The organism is Campylobacter sp. 2018MI13 (genome assembly GCF_018501135.1).
In the GTDB taxonomy this organism is placed as follows: domain Bacteria; phylum Campylobacterota; class Campylobacteria; order Campylobacterales; family Campylobacteraceae; genus Campylobacter_E.
The window spans coordinates 1-16,589 of record NZ_JAHCZC010000039.1; the positions used below are offsets into that span (position 1 = coordinate 1).

The window sequence follows — 16,589 nt, forward strand, 5'->3', positions numbered from 1 at the left end:
TCATTAAATAAAATTAAACGAAAATTAATTATTTAAAAAGGAGATTTAATGCAAGTTAATTTATCTAATATTTATAATAATACTTATCATAAAATGGGCGAGAGTTTTGGTGGAGTAAAGAGTGAAAGCGAATTAAAACAAATTGATGAAAATATCAAAAATAATAAAATTGATGATATAAAAACAGGCAATAATAGTGGCAATAAAATCTATTTTGAAAGTAAAAATGGCATAAGTTCTGCAAGTATTAGTGATGAGAGTTTAGATAAATTAAAAAGCCATTTTGATAGCAAAGACTTTTATAAGCGTGAAGATGGCAGTATTATTTTAAATGGTAATGCAGAAAAATATATAAGTGGTTGGTTTAGTGATATTGCTTATGCTAGGGGATATGTAGCTGCTAATAAAAACAATAATGATTTTTTAAATAAAGATGAATTATTAGAGCTTAATGTAGTAGCTAAGTTTAGTTTAGATGGAACAAATCCGCAAAATTATCAAAGCTATCAAAAAATTGAGCGTTTTTTAGCTGATAATACTACGATTTTAGATTCTGTGCCTAAAAATATTGATGAAGCATTAAATCAAACAATATTATCAAATAGTGATTTTGATGATACGATAACTTTAGGTGAGAGCGAAGAATTTGCAGCTAATAAAAATCCACAAAACCTAAACACACAAAATACAAGCACTCAAAATGTAAATCTAGCATCAAATGAAATAAAAAGCACTAATGTTGATGATGAAGAAGCAAAGAAAAAGCAAGAAATCGCAAACGCACTATCAAGCCTAACAAGGATTAAAAACACAATTAATACAAACGGAGTAAAAGCACTTAGTAAGGCTGATTTAGATAAACTTGAAATCTTAAACATTGACCCAAATTCATTGCAAAATCCTCAACTTTTAGAGCAATTTAACAAAGCTAATGATAAAGCTAACGAGCATTACGCTAATTTTTTAAATGTTGATAAGACTTATATAGATGAGAAAATGGCAAAAAGTGATGAGTTTTTAGGTGATTTTACTCACGATAGTGCTGATATAGTAAAAGATTTGCTAAAGAATAAAACGCTAGATAAATTAGCATAAATTAATATGATTTAATTCAAATTCAATTTTAGAATTTGAATTAAGTATTTTTTAAATAATATTTATATGAAGACTTTTTAAAATCTCTAAAGCCTTTTGGTGCAAGTCTTCATCATAACTAGCGGTTGCGTTTTTATCTATAAAAATATTTGCATTAGGAAGTGCAGATTTTGCAATTACTGCATTTGATAAGACACAAATATTACTTACAAGTCCAACTATTTCAATATTTTTATAGTTTTTATTGCTTAGATAATTTCCAAGTTCAATTGAGCCAAAAGTATTTTTATAAAAGCATAAATGATTTTTAGAAAACTCATTTAATTTTCCATAAATTTCTATCCCATTTGTGCCTTTAATACAATGTTTAATAGGTAGATTTTGCCCTTCTATAGTGTCTAAATAATCATCATTATGTGTATCAATAGTAAAGATTATCTCATCATTGTTTTTAAGATATTTTTCATATTTTTCTAAGATGATATTTTCTAAATTCTGTGCTTTTAAAAATCCTAAAGAGCCTGTTACAAAATCATTTTGAAAATCTACTATTATTAAAAGATTTTTCATGAATTTCTTAAGCTTTCATATTCGTTTGGAATTAGATTAAGCCTTACATCACAAGGACTAAAGCCAACTCGCTCACCTAATTTAAACAATACTTCAAGTGATTTTATTTGCTCATCTTTTAAGCTAATACTATCATCGTTTGCATAAAGACTTAGATATTTATTAAGCTCATCTTCATTTACTCTCACTTCGTTTTTGCCAAGCAATATACGACTTAATAAAGCTTTATTTTGAGTAGCGACTTTTACTGCACGAGTTAGCTCATTTTCAATTTTAATTGCATCACTTAGCATTAAAGAGCGGCGTATTGCCATTCCACCAAGTGGTAAGGTAAGCACTTCGCCACATTCAGCCTTGCAAAACTCCGCCCAAATATCCCAAATCTCACGCTCAACTCTTAATTTATCACTAAAATTAAGAATACTCTCATGTATTAACACCCCAGCATCTACACTACCATCTAAAACAGCTTTTTCTATATCTAAAAAGTTCATATAAGTAATTCTTGCATTAGGATATGCTAGTTTAAAAATTAAAGCATTTGTGGTATTTTCCCCACTTAAAGCCACTTTAAAATTAGGTTTTAAAACCTTATCTTTTAGAGTGATGAGTTTTGGACCATAGCCATTGCCAAAACTAGTAGCACATTTTAGCAAGGCATATTCGCTTTGAATTTTAGGATACACAGCAAAAGAAATTGCACAAACATCATAAATATTATTTAAACTTGCTTTATTTAGCGTTTCTATATCATCAGCAACGCTAGTATAATTAAACTCCGAACTTATCCAACCATAGCGAATTGCCGCATACATAAAAATATCATCAGCATCAGGGCTATGAGCTAGGCTAATTTGCTTCATTTAAGCAACCTTTGAAAATGAATTTATGCTCTTCGGGTAAAGCTTCATAAATATTGTAAGCTAGCTCTCTAATCTCTTTAAGTGCAGCTTTACTAGTTCTAAGAGTTAAGAAATTTTGTAAAGCTCTTGCATTTATACTCCAAGTAAGCTCGGTTTTATAACATTCTGGCAAGGCATATTTGGCAATATCTTGTGTCATTCCTTCGGTATTTAAAATAATTCTTAGTTTTTCTAAAGCACAAATACTAGCATTATCAACCAAGCGATTTCCAGTTAGCACAATATATTTTTGTGCATTAGCAAAATCAAATTCCTTAAACTCACTTTCATTTCTTAGTTCTTTTAGAGTATATCTAGTGCTTTTTACTGATAAACTTGCGTGGCGATGTCTTGCTAATTCTTGCAAACAAGCTCTTGAAATGCCTTGAATATAAAAATTATAATTTAAATGTTCAAGCGTGCTAGAGTGCTTATAAATATTTCCGATACGATTTATTAGTTCGCAGTCTTTTTCTCCTCCGTTATCGCCTTTATCAAAGCTTTGCCAACAAGTTCTCATAGCGTGAGAACAGATATTTAGTGGGGTGTAATTAAGTAGTGTAATTCTCATTATTTGCCTTTAATTTGATTTTTTTCATTATAGTTTTTTTATATAAATCTTAAGGAAACTTCAATGAATATGCTAAAAATCTCAATTTTAAGTATTTCCTTAGCAACCGTTACAGGTGGAGCTGCCGTTGCACCTGCTTTAGGACTTATTGCTAAGCATTTTTCAAATGATAGTGAATTACTTATTAAATTAATTATTACTTTACCTTCACTTTTTATTATCTTTTCAAGCTTAATTTTTGCAAAATTAGCAAATTATTTAAGCGTTAAGCAACTTGCTTTTATAGGCTTTACTTTATTTATAATAGGTGGAGTTGCTCCGTTTTTCTTAGATGACATAATTCAGGTTTTGGTGTTTAGAGCGATTTTAGGCTTAGGCACTGGCTTTTTAATGCCATTAAGCGTTTCTTTACTTGGCTTTTTATTTAAAAAAGAAGAGCAAGGAAAACTAATGGGACTTAGTGCAATGTGTAATCAATTAGGAGCAGTTATTACCGTTAGTTTTTCTGGTTTTTTAGCGTCAATTTCTTGGCAATATAGCTTTTTAATATATCTTTTTGCTTTGGTTTTATTTGTTTTAAATATGATTTTTTTACCTAATATAAAAATAGCGGAGAAGAAAAAGAAAATAGATTTAAGAAATATAAAAAATCTTAGTGGAATTTATATTAATTTATTTTTAGTCCAAGTTTTGTTTTTTAATTTTACGAATAATTTTTCAATAATTTATCAAAAAGAGCAAATTATTAGCGCAAGTTTTATTGGTGTAATTATGGGATTTAATGGCTTGTTTGGTGCAATTGCTTCTATGAATTTACATAAAGTTGTCAAAAAAATTAGAACAAAAATCAAAATCTTAGGAGCATTTATTTATATTTTAGCCTTTTTACTTTTTGCTATAAGATTTAGCGAACATATAGAAATCGCAGGAATTAATTTAATGCTAATAATAGGAATAATTGCAGCTATTTTAAATGGTCTTGCAGTTGGCTTTAGCTTACCATTTTTGTTTTCACAAATTAGCACTAGAAGTAAAAAACAAAACCTAGCTACAAATATGGCATTAGCTAGTATTGCGACATTTAGCGGACAATTTTCTAGTCCATTAATAGATGAATTATTAGAACATATTTTCAATCTTCATCATCCAAGAGACGCATTTTTAATAGCTATGTTTATTGCAATATTCTTATTTATTTATAATCTTAGGTTAAAAATCAAATTAAGAAATTAAAAAAAGGAAAGGTATGGCAAAAGCAAAAGAAACAGCAGTAATTGAAGATAAGGCAAAAGCCCTTGAAGCTGCATTAAAAGGCATTAATAAAGCTTGTGGAGAAGGTGCTATTGTTAGATTTGGAGATAAGCCTATTGTAAAGGCTGAGCCAATTTCTACAGGCTCACTTGGGCTAGATATTGCACTTGGAATTGGTGGAGTTCCTAAAGGAAGAATAGTAGAGATTTATGGACCAGAAAGTAGTGGTAAGACAACGCTAACACTTCAAATCGTAGCTCAAGCTCAAAAGATGGGTTATACTTGTGCTTTTATTGACGCTGAACACGCACTTGACCCTGTGTATGCTAAGAATTTAGGCGTAAATATTGATGATGTTTTAGTATCTCAACCAAGTTGCGGAGAAGAAGCATTAGAGATTGTAGAACGCTTAGCAAGTAGTGGAGCGGTAGAGCTTATAGTAGTAGATAGTGTTGCTGCACTTACTCCTAAGGCTGAAATTGATGGAGAGATGGGAGATACTCATGTAGGTCTTCAAGCAAGACTTATGAGCCAAGCTTTAAGAAAACTTACTTCAGTAGTTAGCAAGATGAACTCAATGGTAATTTTCATAAATCAAATTCGTATGAAAATAGGTCAAACAGGTTATGGAAGCCCAGAGACAACAACGGGTGGAAATGCACTTAAGTTCTATGCAAGTGTAAGAATTGATATTAGAAAAACCGCTACATTAAAACAAGGCGAAGAGCCTATTGGAAATAGAACAAAAGCAAAAATAGTTAAAAATAAAGTTGCACCTCCATTTAAAACAGCAGAATTTGATATTATGTATGGAGAAGGCATTAGCTACGAAGGCGAATTAATTGATTATGGTATTAAGCTTGATATTGTAGATAAAAGTGGTGCTTGGCTTAGCTATGGTGGTAATAAACTAGGTCAAGGTAGAGAAAATGCTAAAATTTTCTTAAAAGAAAACAAAGAAATAGCAAATGAAATTGCAGAAAAAATTAAAGCTAGTATAGGCGATGATATTACATTAGAAGGAGAAGTTGGTGAAAATAGCGAAGATTGATGCACTTGAAGTGCTAGATAGTAGGGGTAATCCTAGCGTTAAGGTTAAGGTAGTTTTAGAAAATGGTATTAGTGGTGAAGCAATAGTTCCAAGTGGTGCTAGCACAGGGATTAATGAGGCTTTAGAATTAAGAGATGGTGGGAGCTATTTCTTCGGTAAAAGCGTAAGTAAAGCAGTAAATAATGCTAAGCATGTTGCAGCTGGACTTATAGGTAAATGCGTATTTAATCAAAGAGAAATTGATGAGCATTTATTAGCAGTTGATGGCACGAGTAATTATTCTAGCTTAGGTGCTAATGCAGTTTTAGGAATTTCAATGGCAGTTGCAAAAGCAGGAGCAAATGCTAGTAATTTACCATTATATAGATATTTATGTGGAGAGTTTAACGCACTTCCTACACCTATGCTAAATGTATTAAATGGTGGAGCTCATGCTGATAATAATATAGATATTCAAGAGTTTATGTTGCTTCCAACGGGTTTTGATACTTTTAAAGAAAAATTATTCTCAAGTGCAATTACTTATCATACTTTAAAAGATATTTTAAAGAAAAAAGGCTTAAGCACAGCATTAGGAGATGAAGGTGGATTTGCACCTAATTTAAGAAGCAATGAAGAAGCTATTGAATTATTGTTAGAAGCTATTAATAAAGCAGGTTTTAGTGGCAAAATCAATCTAGCATTAGATGTTGCAGCAAGTGAGCTTTATAGTGATGGAAAATATGATTATGAGGGCAAAAAGCTAAGCAGCGATGAGATGATTAATGAGTATGAAAAATTATTAAAATATCCTATTTTAAGCATAGAAGATGCACTTGCAGAGCAAGATTATGAAGGCTGGGTTAATTTAACTAAAAAAATCGGCTCAAGAACACAATTAGTAGGAGATGATTTATTTGTAACTAATGTTAAATTATTACAAAAAGGCATAGATGAAGGTATGGCAAATGCGATTTTAATCAAGCCTAATCAAATCGGCTCAATCTCTCAAACAATAGACGCTATTAAACTAGCTCACGCAAATGGCTATAATACTATAATGAGCCATAGAAGTGGGGAGAGTGAAGATAATTTCATAGCTGATTTTTCATTAGTTTGCAAGTATATTAAAACAGGTGCTCCTGCAAGGGGAGAAAGAACAGCTAAATATAATAGATTGCTTGAAATTGAAGCAGGATTTTAATGCAAGAATTATTAGACAATCATAATTATAAAAAGTCTAATTTAAAGATTTTTACAAAGGGCATTTTAGAAATTGCCCTTTATGTATTTATTTTATTTTTTGGGCTTTTTGCAATATTGTTTTCTAAATCATCAATAGAGACAACTATGATGCTAGATGCAAGGATAGAAAAGCTAAAAAATCAAATATACGAGCTTAATAAAACCAATGCACAATTGCAAAAAGATTATTTTGAATTGCTAAGCATTCAAGGCGATTATGATAATTGATTTTTCAAAATACTCAAGCGTAAAAATCGGCGCAAATTGTGAAGTAAAAGTAATTGATGAGATGATTAAACACGATTATTTAGTCATTGGAAATGCTAGTAATTTGCTAATCAATCAGCCTAAAAATCTTGCAATTTTAGGCAAAAAATACGAATATATTAAAGAATATAATGATTATTTAGAAATAGGGGCTAGAACTAGCTCATATAAATTATTTAATTATTGTAAGAAAAACAATCTAACAGGTTTAGAATTCTTATCGCACCTACCAGGACAAATGGGCGGCATTACTAAAATGAATGCAGGAATGAAAGAATTTGAAATAAAAAATTATATTTTAGAAGTAAATGTTGATAATGAATGGATTAAGCCAAATTTTACTTATAGAAATAGTGATATAAAAGGCACAATTTATGCTATTAGGCTTAGATTAAACAAAGGTTTTAGCCTTGAATTAGTAGAGCAATTTAGCAAAATGCGAGAAAATCAGCCAAAAGGTGCTAGTTTTGGTAGTATTTTTAAAAACCCACAAGGCTTTAGCGCAGGAGCATTGATTGATAAAGCAGGGCTTAAAGGCAAGGTAAAAGGCGGTGCAAAGATTAGCGAAATGCACGCAAATTTCTTAATAAATTTTAATAAAGCTAGTTTTGAAGACGCATTGTATTTGATAAATCTAGCACAAGATGAGGTTTTGAAGCAATTTAATATACTTTTAGAACCTGAAGTTCTTATTTTAAATTAAATTCCAATATAAAAATATTTCAAAAAATTTTTAATTTATTTACTTTTGTTAATGGGGGGGGGTATTATAATCATTATCAATTTAAAAATTTAATAAATTATTTATATTCTAAGGAATTTGTTTTGAATATTTTCAAAATTATCATATTTGTATTGATTTTAGTAGGTTTATTGACATTTACGGCTTATTCTATTTTGCTTAGTTTTGAAATTATTTAAAGCTTTTATCTTATTGATTTGGGCAATTAACCCTAAAATATCATTAAAATTAATATTTTTATTAAAAATATACAAATAATTTTTAATTTCCTTGCATTTTGCTATCTTTTAGGTTATTATTTTGGCTTATTTTTTAAAAAGGAGATTATTATGAGGAGTTTACTTTGGCTCAGCTAGGAGCACTTTTTCTAAAGTAGGTTTTGTTTTAGCCCTTGCGGGTGGTGCTGTTGGACTTGGAAATGCGTGGAAATTTCCTACAATGGTTGGGACTAATGGTGGTTCTGCCTTTGTTTTACTTTATTTATTCTTATGTTTAACCTTAGGTTTATCTTTATTTTTAGCAGAAATTGCATTAGGAAAAATTACTAAAAGTGATTTAGCTACAAGTTATTTTACCCTTGCTAGATTTAAGCCAAAATTATGCAAAATGGGTGGAGTTTTTATGCTTACTGGCATACTTGTATTATCGTTTTATTTAGTGGTTTTATCTTTAGTATTTCACTATATATTTTTAAGTTTTTCTTTACCTAATACCTTAGATGAAGCAGGAGCGCTTTTTAATAATGCAATAGGCGAGAATTTATTTATTAGCATAATTTGCTTTAGTGTTTGCTTTTTTATGACTATTTATATAGTTAGTCGCGGGATAATTAATGGGATTGAGAAATTAAATGTGATTTTAATGCCTGCATTATTTGTAATACTTTTATTAATGCTAGGTTTTAGCTTTACTCAAGATGGATTTTTAGATGCGTGTGAGTTTTTATTTAAACCTGACTTTTCTAAATTAGGGCTTAATTCTTTGCTTGATGCTTTAGGACTTAGTCTTTTTACTTTATGTCTTGGGATAGGTTGTATTAGCACTTATGCTGCTAGTTTAGATGAAAAAACTAATATTTTAAAATCAAGTTTATTTGTAGTGTTTATAAATCTTTTAATAGGTCTTATGATGGGACTTATTGTTTTTACTTTTGTATTTAAATTCGGAGCAAATCCTAATGAGAGTGGAGCAGGACTTGTATTTGTTAGCCTTGCTACTTTATTTTCAAAATTTGGTTTTCTAGGCGAAATTTTATCATTTAGCTTTTTTATAGCTTTATTTTTTGCAGGAATTACGAGTGCTGTTTCTATGATTGAACCATTTACTTTTTATCTTGAAAATAAAATGAGTAGAAAAAAAGCTTTGATTATTATTGGAATTTTTGTTTATATAATAGGTATTTTAGCTCTTCTTGGAATGGCTAATAAGCTTAGCTTTAATACTTTTAATGCTTTAGATTTTTTCACAAGTAATATAATGCTTCCTTTAGGAGTGTTGTTTTCTAGTATTTATGCTGGATTTTTAATGAAAAGATATTCATTCTTTAAAATCTTTTTACCTATATTTGGCAAAAATTTAACTAAGTTTTATTTTATTTTTTTAAGATTTGTAACACCAATTATAATAATTTTGATATTAATTAATAATTTTTACCCCTTAGGAAGTTTTTTAAAGTAGAATTAGGCAATTTTTATTTACAGGAGTTAAAAATGTTAGAAGATTTAGGCATAAAGCCGGAGAAGATTTTTTACAATTTAAGTTATGATGAGTTAAGAGCTCACGAGTTAGAGTGCCGTGAAGGTGAAGTTTGTCAAAATGACACATTTGCAGTTGATACAGGTATTTTTACGGGTAGAAGCCCTAAGGATAAGTATTTTGTAAATTCTCATCCATCAAGTGAAAATATAGCGTGGGGCAATGTAAATAGGGCTTGCACTAAAGATATTTTTGATGATAATTTAAGAAGAGCAAAAGAATATTTAAATGGCAAAAAGCTTTATGTTATGGATGTATTTTGTGGAGCTAGCCTTGATAGTAGAAAAAAAATAAGATTTATAACAGAAATTGCGTGGCAAGCACATTTTGTTAAAAATATGTTTATTCGCCCAAGTGATGAAGAACTTAAAGACTTCAAACCTGATTTTGTAATCATAAATGCGTGCAAATTAAAAAATGAAATGTATAAATATCAAGATTTAAATAGCGATGTATTCGTAGGATTTGATATAGAAAATAACATAGGATTAATTCTTGGCACTTGGTATGGTGGCGAGATGAAAAAAGGTGTGTTTTCTATGATGAATTACTGGCTGCCTTTACAAGGTAAGATGAGTATGCATTGTAGTGCGAATGTTGGTAAAGATGGAGATGTTTGCTTATTCTTTGGTCTTAGTGGCACAGGTAAAACTACTCTTAGCACAGACGCAAATCGTGCTTTAATAGGTGATGATGAGCATGGTTGGGATGATAATGGTGTGTTTAACTACGAAGGAGGTTGCTATGCAAAATGTATTAATCTTGACCCAAATAGTGAGCCTGAAATTTACGCAGCGATTAAGAGAAATGCTTTACTTGAAAATGTAGTTATAACTTGCACTAAAGAAGTTGATTTTTGTGATGCTAGTAAGACAGAAAACACTCGTGTAAGCTATCCAATAGAGCATATTGAAAATCACGAACCAAGCTTAAAAGCAGGTCATCCATCTAATATAATTTTCTTATGTGCTGATGCTTTTGGTGTTTTACCTCCTGTATCAAAACTAAACAACACTCAAGCAATGTATTATTTTTTAAGTGGATATACTGCAAAAGTTGCAGGAACTGAGCGTGGTATAAAAGAGCCTGTTGCTACATTTTCTGCTTGTTTTGGCGAACCATTTATGCCGCTTAGTCCTAGTGTTTATGCGAAATTATTGGGTGAAAAGATTAAAAAACACAATGTAAATGTATATTTAGTAAATACCGGTTGGAGCGGTGGAAGTTATGGCGTTGGTAAAAGAATGAGTATAAAAGCGACTAGGTCTTGCATTAACGCTATTTTAGATGGCTCTATTCAAAATTGTGAATATTACAATTATGATGTATTTAATTTAGCAGTGCCAAAGAGTTTAGATGGGGTTGATGAAAGATTATTAAATCCTATTAAAACTTGGGAAAATGAAGCTGATTTCATAGCTACAAGAGATAAATTAGCAAAAATGTTTATAGAGAATTTCAAAAGATACGGCGATAAGGCTAATGAGTTTTTAGACGCTAGTCCTAAGCTATGAGCCTAGATAGTTTTTTACAATTTAAAATAAACAAAGATGGTTTAAAACCAAGAAAACTAGATACCTTACCACGATTTGCCCTAATTTATGGGGCAATTTCTAGTGGTAAAAAATCTTTAGCATTTTATAATTTAGATGAATTTACTTATATTAATATGAGTGATTTAAGATTTATAAATGCTGATTTTAAAAGCTTCATAGAAAAAAATAAAATCAAAAATTTAATAATAAATGAGCCTTTTTTAGAATTTGAATTAGGAAATTTAGAGCGTTGTTATATATTAAGCTCTAATAAAAATTATTCTTATAAAGACTTTATTAAAATAAGGCTTAATTTTTTAGATTATGAAGAATTTATTTCATTTTCAAAGAAAAATTATAGCCCTAGCGAGCATTTATCAAATTATTTATTATTAGGGCAAAATCCTGCCAATGTGGATTTAGACCCATTTAACGCTGCTTTAAATACTCAAGCTATTTTAAAACAGCATTTAAGTGAAAACGAAATAATCACTCTTAAAGAATTAGCTTTAAAAATAGGCGTTCAAACAAGTATTTTAAGTCTTTTTAGTGAGTTTTTAAAACATAAAAAAATAGCAAAAAATGATTTTTTTAAATGCGTTTATTCTTTAGAAGATAGATTTTTATTGCATTGGGTAAAGCATATTAAAAAAAATCTAAAAAAGCCTTATTTTTATGATTTTTCAATGAAAAACTCACTTAGTTTTAAAAAGGATTTTTCTAAAACTTATGAGAATTTAATAGCTAATGAACTTTTGATGGTTTATGATGAGATTTTTTATGATGATGATATAAATTTTATTATTAGTTCGGCTAGTTTAGGAATACTATGCGAAGCTTTTACTAATAAAGATTTTATAAAATTAAAAAGCAAAAAATTAAGCAAAAAAGCCAAAGAATTAGGGCTTAAAAATATCTTAGTTTTATCATTAAACGAGCAATTTAATTTCGTTAATGATGAAATTAGATTTATAGGACTTACTTTAAATACTTGGCTAATTTCAAAGGAATTAAATGATTGGGATTGACGAAGCTGGGCGTGGAGCGTTTGCAGGTCCATTAGTGCTTGCAGCTTGTAAGCTAAAAATAAATATAAACGAATTAAATGATAGTAAAAAACTAAGTGCAAAAAAGCGTGAGAATTTGTATGAGATAATTAAACAAAACTCTGATTATTTAGTAGTTTTTGTTGATAATGAATATATAGATTTAAATGGAATTAGAGCGGCTTATCAAAAAGCTTTAGGAGAAATTATAGAGCATTTTGAAAAAGATGAATTATTATTTGATGGTAATACTGATTATGGAATGGGTATAAAAACTCTAATAAATGCTGATGAGATAGAGCCTTGCGTTATGGCTGCAAGTATTTTAGCTAAGGTTAGTAGGGATAATTTTATGGCTAATTTAGATGATAATTTATATGATTTTAAATCTCATAAAGGCTATGGAACCAAAGCTCACATAGAAGCTATTAAAATTCACGGCTTAAGTTTATTACATAGAAGGAGCTTTTGTGCTAAATATAGTAGATGATTATTTAGCTACTGCTAAGGGTAAAGAGCTTTTAAAGGCTTTAGATTACGAATATGAAAATAATATAATTTATCCACAAAAAAAGGATTTATTTAAAGCCTTTAAATTATGTGAAATTCCAAAAGTAGTGATTATAGGACAAGACCCATATCACGATGGAAGTGCTGATGGTTTAGCGTTTTCATCTAGTATTAAAATTCCACCTAGTTTAAGAAATATTTTTAAAGAAATCTTAAATGATTATCCAAATGAAGCTGTATTTTTACAAAGTGATTTGAGCTATTTAGCAAGACAAGGCGTGGCATTATTAAATGCAAGTTTAAGCGTGCAAAAGAGCAAACCTAATTCTCACAAGCATTTATGGGAAGATTTTTTCCTTTATGTTATACAAAGAATTAATAATGATTATGATAATTTAGTCTTTATGTTGTGGGGGAGTTTTGCAAATAATTATGCAAAATATATTGATACTAAAAGGCATTTAATATTAAGCTCGGCTCATCCAAGCCCACTTGCAAGGGGTAAATTTTTTAACAATCAACATTTTTTAAAATGTAATGAATACTTAAAATCAAAAAATAAAAGCCTAATTAATTGGTTAGAATAGTTTTTAATAATGCTTAATTTATTAATCTTTTGTATAATGTAAGTTTTTTCAAAAAGGAGCAAAAATGGCAGATTTAGATAAAGAATTAGAGGTTTTGTTTAAGGACAATACAGATGATTATTTAACTTATGAGATGATAGTTAAGTTATTTAAAAAAGCTCCAACAGCAGCAAATATAAAGACTATTAAGAATTTAGTAAAAGAATATAATGTAAATCTTCTAAGCTCGGCAGAAATTGCTAAAATGAGAAATCTAAAAGAAGCAAAAGAAAGAGCAAAACAAAGAGAATTATTAAGAGAAAATGAATTAGAAGGCGATTTAAGCAAAGATTATGATTTAAGCGAAATTAGTAGAAGTGAAAGCCCTGTTAGAATGTATTTAAGAGAGATGGGTCAGATTGATTTGCTTAGCAAAGAAGAAGAAGTTGAAATAAGCAAAAGAATTGAACTTGGCGAAGATATTATAATTGACGCTTTTTGTAGTGTTCCTTATCTAATTGATTTCATATTAGACTATAAAGATGCTTTAATTAATCGCGAGCGTCGTGTGAAAGAATTGTTTAAGAATTTTGATAATGATGAAGATGAAAATGAAGAAGATTTAGAAGAAGATGAATTAGATGATAGCGATGAAGAAAGAAAGCCTGTAAAATCTTTAAAAGAAGATAAAAGAGCAATTAAAGTAATTGAAAGCTTTAAAGCTTTAGAAAAGGCAAAAAAAGAATGGTTAAAAAGCTCACACAAAGAGCAACTTAGCAAAGATGAATTGCAAAATCATATAAATATTGCTTTCAAAAAGAATATTTTAAAAGAAAAATTATTAGCTTTAGGGCCAACTTCTAAACTAATTAATGAAATCGTAAAATCTATGGAAACGGTTTTAAAAAGTGATGTAGATTTTGATAAAGAATTAAAACGCTTAGAATATCGTTTGCCTATGTTTAGTGATGAATTAAAAGAAAGACATAAAAAAATCTTAGATAATATTACTAATTTAAGTAAAGAAGAAATCACAGAATTAGCTTTAGAAAATACTATGGTTAGCACTTATATGGAGATTAAAAAGCTATTCCAGACAAAAGAAGCTAGTGAAAATTGCTTTGATATGGATAAAGAAAGATTAAAAGAGATTTTAGAACAAATCAAGCGTGGTAAAAATATTAGCGATACTGCAAAAGGTAAGATGGCTAGGTCAAACTTAAGATTAGTTGTAAGTATTGCTAAACGCTATACCAATCGTGGTTTAGCATTTCTTGACCTTATTCAAGAAGGAAATATCGGTCTTATGAAAGCGGTTGATAAGTTTGAATATAAGCGTGGATATAAATTCTCAACTTATGCTACTTGGTGGATTAGACAAGCAATTAGCCGTGCGGTAGCTGATCAAGCAAGGACAATTAGAATTCCAATCCATATGATTGATACGATTAATAAGATTAATAAATTTAGTAAAAAGCGTGTTCAAGAATGTGGAAAAGAGCCTACAATTGATGAAATTGCTAAAGAAATAGGTATGAGTGAAGATAAGGTTAAGCAAGTTATGAAAATAGCAAAAGAACCTGTAAGTCTTGACGCACCTGTTGGAAGTGATGATGATGGAAGATTTGGTGATAGTGTAGAAGATAGAAGCAGTATTAGTCCGCTTGAGCATATTTTAAAAGAAGATTTAAAAGAGCAAATAAATGGAGTTTTAGAGCAACTTAATGAAAGGGAAAAAACCGTTATTAAACTTCGTTTTGGACTAACTGATGATGAGAGTGATAGAACTCTTGAAGAGATAGGAAGTGAGTTAAAAATCACTCGTGAGCGTGTAAGACAAATAGAAAGCACAGCTATTAAAAAACTTAAATTCCCTAAATACGGAAAACAATTAAAAGGAGCAAGTTCATGAAAAAATATGAAATATTTAATGTAAATTGCTCTCATTGTGTTAAAAAAATTAAAGATAATTTAGAAGATGAGTTTAATAATATTACTTTTAGTGATGATTTAAAAACAATTATCATTGATTGCGATGATAAAGATTATCTTAGTAAATGCTTAGAAGAACTTGGCTTTAAATTAGGCAAAGAGATTTGAATTTCAAAAGGCTTTTTAAAAATTATTATTAAAAAGCCTTTTTATGGCTTAGAATTTATAAAGCAAAAAAAAACAATCAATTTTATTTTAATATTAGTTAAGATTATAATCTAAATAACGATTTGAGATTAAATCTAGGTTATGAAAGAATTTTCAGTGCTGATTTGAATATTAACAATCAATTTAACACAGCTATAAGATATATTCTAAAACATTTCTAGCATTGCTAGGGGTTAAAAATTAAATATTTTTAATTTACTTAATTTAATGTTACTAAAAGTTACAATATATCAAAATATTAAATAAAATAATAATAGTATTAATTAAAATCAAATTATAATAATTCAAATCATTAATGAAAGGAGAATTTCAATGAAAAAAGCAGTTTTAGCTATTTTGGCTTTAGGTTTTATTACGAGTGCTAGCGCATATTCTTATAATAGATTTGGAGATATGTCTTATTATGGTTATCCTCCAACAAATAATACCTTTAAATTTAAGTGTGCAACGTTATATACTTGTGCTATGCAAGGTATGACTATTAGGGATAATTGGAATAGGTTATTTTAGGTAAGCAATTGTCTTACCTAAAAGGATTAATATGAGATTATCAAATACTAATATTACTAAGCCTATTTTGAATGTTGTGTGTAAAGATATTAGAGCTTTAAACCAAGTTGTTTTTAATCAAGCAGAGCAAGTAAAGGCTACTGATGTAAAAAGTATATATAATACCGAGTATAAAACTAATAAAAATGATTTTTACAATACTTATTTTGCTTTTAATCAAAAAACAATAGGATTTGATTTAAGCAATAAAAATCGTGAAAAATTACAAGAATTTTTTAATGAAGATAATTTTAAATATTTTGATGATAAATTGATTTTGCAAAAAGACGCTGCTTCTTATGTTGGTTCTTGGTTTAATTATGTTGCTTTTAAGCAAAACTATTTAAATGCAGATATTAATAAAAATGGTGTTTTAAATAAAACTGAAATGTTAGATATAAAACTTCAATTTCCAAATAGCAATGTTTTTACTAATATTAGTAAAACTGATATAGATTGTCTGGAGCTTTTAGGAGAATTGCAAAACTATACAAGTATTAGTAATATGATGAATTATTATATTCAAGATGATAAAAATTATGATTTAGCAATAACAGGTCTAGAGAAAAACGGAGTAGCTGGGATTAATTATGTAGTAGAAATAATTATGAATAATATTGATAAAAATAAATTGCAACAAAGTATTGCTAAAGCAACTCAAGAAGATATTAAAAGACAAAGCGATTTAGCCAATGCTCTTATAAAAATAAATAATGATGATTATAGTAAGCTTAGTGAAGATGAGAAAAAAATCTTAAATTCTTTAAATATAGAAATTAATCTAATAAATATAAT

General features: G+C 28.9%; 17 protein-coding genes and 1 pseudogene. 15 read left to right on the forward strand and 3 right to left on the reverse strand.

The window, feature by feature from the left end; genetic code table 11:
- Positions 1 to 48: 48 nt before the first annotated feature.
- Positions 49 to 1,095: a hypothetical protein gene (locus KJQ99_RS05330; RefSeq protein ID WP_214150211.1), complete on the forward strand. Its 1,047-nt coding sequence runs from the start codon at positions 49 to 51 to the stop codon at positions 1,093 to 1,095.
- 51 nt (positions 1,096 to 1,146) lie between these two features.
- Here KJQ99_RS05330 and KJQ99_RS05335 read toward each other — a convergent pair whose 3' ends face one another.
- The 3 genes from KJQ99_RS05335 to thyX are packed head-to-tail and all read right to left on the reverse strand — an operon-like array spanning position 1,147 to position 3,138.
- Entirely contained in the window at positions 1,147 to 1,665 is a 519-nt protein-coding gene (locus KJQ99_RS05335) for a cysteine hydrolase family protein (protein WP_214150212.1), read from the reverse strand.
- Entirely contained in the window at positions 1,662 to 2,528 is an 867-nt protein-coding gene (locus KJQ99_RS05340) for a menaquinone biosynthesis family protein (RefSeq protein ID WP_214150213.1), read from the reverse strand. The genes KJQ99_RS05335 and KJQ99_RS05340 overlap by 4 nt, the downstream gene beginning before the upstream one ends.
- The gene (gene thyX / locus KJQ99_RS05345) at positions 2,515 to 3,138 is read right to left on the reverse strand and encodes an FAD-dependent thymidylate synthase (protein ID WP_214150214.1); all 624 of its coding nucleotides are present in this window, start codon (positions 3,136 to 3,138) and stop codon (positions 2,515 to 2,517) included. The genes KJQ99_RS05340 and thyX overlap by 14 nt, the downstream gene beginning before the upstream one ends.
- A 63-nt stretch (positions 3,139 to 3,201) precedes the next feature.
- Here thyX and KJQ99_RS05350 point away from each other — a divergent pair, with 63 nt between their 5' ends.
- The 14 genes and pseudogenes from KJQ99_RS05350 to KJQ99_RS05415 all read left to right on the forward strand — a co-directional run.
- Positions 3,202 to 4,371: an MFS transporter gene (locus KJQ99_RS05350; RefSeq protein ID WP_214150215.1), complete on the forward strand. Its 1,170-nt coding sequence runs from the start codon at positions 3,202 to 3,204 to the stop codon at positions 4,369 to 4,371.
- Between the two features lie 13 nt (positions 4,372 to 4,384).
- Entirely contained in the window at positions 4,385 to 5,440 is a 1,056-nt protein-coding gene (gene recA, locus KJQ99_RS05355) for a recombinase RecA (RefSeq protein WP_214118609.1), read from the forward strand.
- Positions 5,418 to 6,623, forward strand: coding sequence for a phosphopyruvate hydratase (eno, locus tag KJQ99_RS05360; RefSeq protein WP_214118607.1), 1,206 nt, complete (start codon positions 5,418 to 5,420; stop codon positions 6,621 to 6,623). Before recA ends, eno begins: the two co-directional genes overlap by 23 nt.
- Positions 6,623 to 6,892, forward strand: coding sequence for a hypothetical protein (locus KJQ99_RS05365; RefSeq protein WP_214118605.1), 270 nt, complete (start codon positions 6,623 to 6,625; stop codon positions 6,890 to 6,892). The genes eno and KJQ99_RS05365 overlap by 1 nt, the downstream gene beginning before the upstream one ends.
- The gene (locus tag KJQ99_RS05370; RefSeq protein WP_214118603.1) at positions 6,882 to 7,634 is read left to right on the forward strand and encodes a UDP-N-acetylmuramate dehydrogenase; all 753 of its coding nucleotides are present in this window, start codon (positions 6,882 to 6,884) and stop codon (positions 7,632 to 7,634) included. The genes KJQ99_RS05365 and KJQ99_RS05370 overlap by 11 nt, the downstream gene beginning before the upstream one ends.
- Positions 7,635 to 8,027: 393 nt before the next feature.
- Positions 8,028 to 9,350 (forward strand): annotated as a pseudogene (locus KJQ99_RS05375) (sodium-dependent transporter); the annotation flags it as partial.
- A 32-nt stretch (positions 9,351 to 9,382) separates the two neighbouring features.
- The gene (pckA, locus tag KJQ99_RS05380) at positions 9,383 to 10,942 is read left to right on the forward strand and encodes a phosphoenolpyruvate carboxykinase (ATP) (protein ID WP_214118600.1); all 1,560 of its coding nucleotides are present in this window, start codon (positions 9,383 to 9,385) and stop codon (positions 10,940 to 10,942) included.
- Positions 10,939 to 11,991, forward strand: a complete 1,053-nt coding sequence (locus KJQ99_RS05385) for an ATP-binding protein (RefSeq protein WP_214150216.1) — start codon at positions 10,939 to 10,941, stop codon at positions 11,989 to 11,991. Before pckA ends, KJQ99_RS05385 begins: the two co-directional genes overlap by 4 nt.
- A complete protein-coding gene (gene rnhB / locus KJQ99_RS05390) occupies positions 11,978 to 12,499 on the forward strand; it encodes a ribonuclease HII (protein ID WP_214118597.1) in 522 nt (173 codons plus the stop codon). Before KJQ99_RS05385 ends, rnhB begins: the two co-directional genes overlap by 14 nt.
- Positions 12,480 to 13,106, forward strand: coding sequence for a uracil-DNA glycosylase (locus KJQ99_RS05395; RefSeq protein WP_214118595.1), 627 nt, complete (start codon positions 12,480 to 12,482; stop codon positions 13,104 to 13,106). The genes rnhB and KJQ99_RS05395 overlap by 20 nt, the downstream gene beginning before the upstream one ends.
- A 64-nt stretch (positions 13,107 to 13,170) precedes the next feature.
- On the forward strand, positions 13,171 to 14,997 hold the full coding sequence (rpoD, locus tag KJQ99_RS05400; RefSeq protein ID WP_214118593.1) for an RNA polymerase sigma factor RpoD: 1,827 nt from the start codon (positions 13,171 to 13,173) through the stop codon (positions 14,995 to 14,997).
- Complete coding sequence (locus KJQ99_RS05405) at positions 14,994 to 15,185, forward strand: hypothetical protein (protein ID WP_214118591.1); 192 nt, start codon at positions 14,994 to 14,996, stop codon at positions 15,183 to 15,185. The genes rpoD and KJQ99_RS05405 overlap by 4 nt, the downstream gene beginning before the upstream one ends.
- Before the next feature lie 372 nt (positions 15,186 to 15,557).
- Positions 15,558 to 15,755, forward strand: coding sequence for a hypothetical protein (locus KJQ99_RS05410; protein ID WP_214118589.1), 198 nt, complete (start codon positions 15,558 to 15,560; stop codon positions 15,753 to 15,755).
- Between the two features lie 31 nt (positions 15,756 to 15,786).
- A partial coding sequence (locus KJQ99_RS05415) for a hypothetical protein (RefSeq protein WP_214150217.1) occupies positions 15,787 to 16,589 on the forward strand: 803 nt, incomplete at its 3' end.